The organism is Streptomyces sp. NRRL B-24572, from assembly GCF_002156145.1.
In the GTDB taxonomy this organism is placed as follows: domain Bacteria; phylum Actinomycetota; class Actinomycetes; order Streptomycetales; family Streptomycetaceae; genus Streptomyces; species Streptomyces vietnamensis.
Genome location: NZ_MWIG01001083.1, coordinates 1 through 2,032, shown reverse-complemented (window position 1 = coordinate 2,032; position 2,032 = coordinate 1). Strand labels below are relative to the sequence as shown.

General features: G+C 73.2%; 3 protein-coding genes and 1 pseudogene. 1 reads left to right on the top strand and 3 read right to left on the bottom strand.

Annotated features, from left to right (window positions below; translation table 11 throughout):
• A partial coding sequence (locus tag CCN56_RS40370; RefSeq protein WP_086832520.1) for a hypothetical protein occupies window positions 1-300 on the bottom strand: 300 nt, incomplete at its 3' end.
• A gap of 160 nt (window positions 301-460) precedes the next feature.
• Here CCN56_RS40370 and CCN56_RS40365 point away from each other — a divergent pair.
• A complete protein-coding gene (locus CCN56_RS40365) occupies window positions 461-976 on the top strand; it encodes a DsbA family protein (RefSeq protein ID WP_086832519.1) in 516 nt (171 codons plus the stop codon).
• 42 nt (window positions 977-1,018) lie between these two features.
• Here the strand turns inward: CCN56_RS40365 and CCN56_RS40360 are convergent, their stop codons facing one another.
• Window positions 1,019-1,858, bottom strand: coding sequence for a GNAT family N-acetyltransferase (locus CCN56_RS40360; RefSeq protein WP_086832518.1), 840 nt, complete (start codon window positions 1,856-1,858; stop codon window positions 1,019-1,021).
• Window positions 1,859-1,900: 42 nt separating this feature from the next.
• Window positions 1,901-2,032, bottom strand: a pseudogene (locus CCN56_RS45420) (4-amino-4-deoxychorismate lyase); the annotation flags it as partial.

The window sequence follows — 2,032 nt, the reverse complement described above, 5'->3', positions numbered from 1 at the left end:
CACGGCTCTCGGCTCGGCCTCCCCTGCGGGCATCTCACGACCGGCCCGGCGCCGCTCCACGGCCCGGGTGGACAGGAAGAGCAGCCAGGCGACACCGAGCACGCCGAAACCGGCCCAGGCCACCGGGCTGAAGGCCGTGTCGGCGATCCAGGCGACCGCGCCCGTCATCACCAGGCCGAGCGGCACCAGGGCGTAGGCCGCGATCCGGGCGGCGGACAGGAACTTCTTCCGGTACGCCGAAATCGCGGCGATGCCCAGGCCTGCCGCGGACACCGCGGAACAGATGGTCTCGGCGAGCATGCGATCCTCCAGGTGCCGGGCGATACGTCCCTTCCATCCTGCACCGCCGGAGCCGCCCGGGGCCATGCCCCGAGGCCCGTCTCAGGGAGATCTCCGGGTCGCCCCCACCGGGATCTCCTCCCCGGGGAGGCCCCGCCGGTCCCAGTGGGAGACTGCTGCCATGAACGACTCCACCACCGCACCCGCCTCCCCCGTCGTCCTGGAGGCGTGGTTCGACCTCCAGTGCCCCGACTGCTTCCAGGCCCTCGACGACGTCCGCGCGCTCCGCGAGAAGTACGGCGACCGGCTCGACGTGCAGCTGCGCCACTTCCCGCTGGCCAAGCACAAGCACGCGTACGCCGCCGCCCAGGCCGCCGAGGAGGCCTTCGAGCAGGGCAAGGGCTGGCCGTACACGGAGGCGCTGCTCGCCAGGACCGCCGAGCTCGGCGACCGGGGCGAGCCGGTCCTCCTGGAAGTGGCCGCCGAACTGGGCCTGGACGCCGAGGAGTTCGACACCGCCCTGATCGACGGCCGGCACCTGCTGACCGTGGACGCCGACGAGGCCGAGGGCAAGGCGATCAAGGTCACCGGCACCCCGACCTACGTCATCGGCGGCGAGCGCCTGGACGGCGGCCAGAGCCAGGAGGGCCTGCGGGAGCGGATCGAGGAGATCGCCGACCGGCTTCTGGCGGGCTAGGGCCTCTCAGACCCTGATCCGCCGGACAGGCCCCGGGGCCTGTCAGACCAGCGGCTTCGCGCTGTTGACGAGCGTCGTGCGGTAGCCGAGCGACTCGTAGAGCCGGATCGCCGGGGTGTTGCCCGCGAACACGTGCAGTTCGAGCAGGTGCTCCCCGGCCTCCAGGGTGATGTGCTCGGCGAGCAGCATGAGGGCCCTGCCGTAGCCCTTTCCGCGCTGCCCCTCGACGACCTCGATCTCGAAGACGAAGCCCGTCCCCTTCCCGGGCTCGCGCTCCAGCCGGCCCACCCACAGATAGCCGACGACCTGCCCGTCGTGCACGGCGACGGACACGGTGACGCCCGGGGTCGCGAGGCCCTGCGGCAGGAAGCGGCGGCGACCGTCCTCGGCCTTGGCGAGCGCCTGCTCCTCCGGGACGCCCCGGTCGATCCAGCTCTGCGCGAAGGCGGCCATGGACTTCGCCGACCACTCCTCGAACTCCGCCTCGGTCACCGGCCGGTGCGCGAAGCCCTCCGGCAGCCGCGGCGGCTCGGCCGGCAGCTCCTTGACCATGTTCCGGCTGCGCTCGGTGTACCCGAGCGAGCGGGCCATCCGCACCGCGGCCTCCGCCTCCGCGGGCACCGAGATCTGCACCTCGCCGCAGCCCCAGCCGCGGAGGACCTCCTCCGCGGCGAGCGCCGCCACCGTGCCCCGGCCCCGGCGCCGGTCGGGCTCGTCGACCACGAGGCGTTCGATCAGGCCGGAGGCGACGCCGAAGGCCTGATCGGTGGCGAGGTGGACGGATCCGACCCGGCGGCTGTTCACACAGATGTCGAAGGTGCGGGAACGGCCGCCGTCGGCGGACTGCTGAAGCGGCTCGGACGGCCGCAGGGTGGTGGTCATCAGAGGTGTTCTACCCATCCCGCCGCCGCCCGTCATCCGGATTTACGCGAGCTCAGGGTCCCGGTCCGCGGCCGCCCGCTCGTCGAAGATGCGCATCGCCTTGGCCGTGACCGGCCCGGGCGCGCCCGCGAGCTCACGGCCGTCCACCCGGTGCACGGCCTGGACGTCGCGGAG